The 2,189-nt window shown below is 74.4% G+C and carries 3 protein-coding genes; 1 reads left to right on the top strand and 2 read right to left on the bottom strand.

Annotation, left to right across the window (positions count from 1 at the left end; genetic code table 11):
- The first annotated feature begins 164 nt into the window (after positions 1-164).
- Positions 165-1,055 (top strand): DUF1906 domain-containing protein, encoded by an 891-nt coding sequence (locus ACFQ87_RS45840; protein WP_380616986.1) that lies wholly within the window; start codon positions 165-167, stop codon positions 1,053-1,055.
- A 150-nt stretch (positions 1,056-1,205) separates the two neighbouring features.
- Here ACFQ87_RS45840 and dmpI read toward each other — a convergent pair whose 3' ends face one another.
- Complete coding sequence (gene dmpI, locus ACFQ87_RS45835; RefSeq protein ID WP_380616985.1) at positions 1,206-1,388, bottom strand: 4-oxalocrotonate tautomerase DmpI; 183 nt, start codon at positions 1,386-1,388, stop codon at positions 1,206-1,208.
- A gap of 139 nt (positions 1,389-1,527) precedes the next feature.
- The coding region (locus ACFQ87_RS45830; protein WP_380616984.1) for a LysR family substrate-binding domain-containing protein at positions 1,528-2,189 on the bottom strand (662 nt) is incomplete at its 5' end.

The following is a 2,189-nucleotide window of genomic DNA, read 5'->3' as shown; positions in this document are numbered from 1 at the left end:
TTGAACTCCCTGCGGTGGGCTGGGGGGGGGGGTATGCGTCCCTCCTTGGCCCGCGCGGCCGGAATCCCCGGCTTCAGCGCGGGCAGGGAGTCAACCGGGTGAACGGGCGCGACGCGTCGCCGCGCTGGCACGGCAGGCACGCGCCGGACGGCTAGGACGGGGGGATGCGTCTTCCCTCTCCGACCGCGCTCCTGGCGGTCTCGCTCGTCATGCTCCCCGGTACCGTCCACGGGCACGCCCCCGGCACGTGGCAGCCGGCCGCCGTACGGTCGACGGCGCCTTCGGCCGCCCGCCCCGCACACCTCGCCGCGCCGCCCGACGACTTCACCGAACCGCTGCCGGAGTACCGGTTCACCGGGGCCGGGTTCGACGCCTGCTCGGCCCCGCCGGAGGAGGCCATGTACGTCTGGCGCACCGCCTCGCCCTACGGCGCGGTGAACATCTACAGCAGCGGCGGCCAGCGCGGCTGCGAGCAGCCCCGGCTGACGCCCCAGTGGGTCGCCACGGTCCGGTCGATGGGGTGGCAGCTGGTGCCCACCCACGTCGGACTCCAGGCACCCTGCGCCCAGCGCGAGGACAAGCCGCTGCGGATCGACCCGGACCTGGCCGAGGAACAGGGCGGACAGGAGGCGGGCGAGGCGGCGGCGGCGCTGCAGGCGCTGGGGCTCGGGCCGGGCAGCCCGGTGTACCTCGACATGGAGGCCTACCCGGCGGGCGACGCGGTGTGCAGCCGCGCGGTGGTCGACTTCACCGCCGGCTGGACCCGGGCGCTGCACGCGGCCGGGTACCGGTCAGGCTTCTACTCCAGCATGGACTCCGGCATCGCGGACATCGTCGCCGCCGCCCGGGCCGGCCGCGACCCGATGCCCGACGCCCTCTGGTACGCCCGCTGGGACGGACACCCCACGACCAGCGGACAGGCCGGTCTGCCCGACGACCTGTGGAGCGGCCACCGCATCCACCAGTACCGGGGCAGCGCCGACGAGACGTACGCGGGGGTGACGCTCAGCGTCGACCCCGACGAGCTGGACGGCCTGGTGGCCGGCGGGGCCTGAACCATGACGGGCCGTCCGGGACCGGCCGTAGGTGTCGCGCGCCGCAGCCCGTCCAGCCGGTCCTCCCGGCCCGCCGGTGCCGGCCACCGCACCCGAAAGGGCGTGGCCCGCACCGGCCCGTCGTGCCGCACCGGGCCGGAACGCGGCCGGCTACCGGTCCGCGGTGAGCTTGCCGGCCACGCCCCAGTTCTCCGCCTGGTACTCCTGGATCCACACGAACACGCTCTCGGCGGGAACCTCCAGGGTCTCCACGAAGGCCTCGGTGACCCTCTTGACCAGCTCACGCTTCTGCTCGACGTTGCGCGGGCCCTGCTGAATGGTGACAATCGGCATCTTCGGCTCCTAACCGGGTTTCCCCACCGGGTTTCCCCACCGGGATTCCTACCGGGTCTTCCTCCGCCGGTTTTTCCGGCTGGGAACAGTCCACCCGATCGGGCCGCCCGCACCCAGACCCGAATCGCTCTGACAGCGATCACGAATCATGATCGTCCCAGGTCGGGGCCGTCTGGCGGCAGGCTTCCAGGAGCAGCCCCGGGAGCGGGGCCACGCGCCGTACGGCGATCGAGGTCGGCAGGGCCAGCGGGGTGCGGCAGGGGCGGAAGGCGACCCGGTGGGTGTTCACCATCCGGGCGTTGGCCGCGTACACCACCGTCCACATCGGGACTCCGGCGCCGATCGCGGCCAGGGTGTCCTGCAGGGTGCTGTGGGCCGGGCCCAGGACCGGCTGGAAGCCGGCCTGCGCGCAGGCGCCCATCACCAGGTCCACCAGCGCCGGGTGGTTACGACGTTCGGTCAGCCGCAGCGGCAGGGCGGCCAGTTCCGCGAGATCGACCTCGGCCTGGTCGGCGAGCGCGTGCCGGGCGGGCAGCGCGAGCACCAACTCGTCCTGCCAGACGGGCAGGAAGCGGAGATCGGCGCTGCTCCCGGCGATCGCACCGCGCACGAACGCGGCGTCGAGGCGGCCGTCCGCCAGCCGCGCGAGCCGCTCCCGCACCGGGGCGGAGTGAAGTTCGACGCGCAGGCCGGGGGCCCGCCGCTGGTAGGTGTCCAGGATCAGGTCGAGCCGCTCGCCGAGCCCCGTGATGGTGCCGAGCCGCAGCACGGCGGGTGCGGCCAGGTCGGCGGCGAGGGCGC

Origin of the sequence: Kitasatospora sp. NPDC056531, assembly GCF_042794375.1 — a bacterium.
Taxonomy (GTDB): domain Bacteria; phylum Actinomycetota; class Actinomycetes; order Streptomycetales; family Streptomycetaceae; genus Kitasatospora.
This window is presented reverse-complemented; position numbering and strand designations above follow the sequence as displayed.

Coding starts and splice junctions, on each gene's coding strand:
- ACFQ87_RS45840 (WP_380616986.1), top strand. CDS start 165: ATGCGTCTTCCCTCTCCGACCGCGCTCCTGGCGGTCTCGCTCGTCATG.
- dmpI (WP_380616985.1), bottom strand. CDS start 1,388: ATGCCGATTGTCACCATTCAGCAGGGCCCGCGCAACGTCGAGCAGAAG.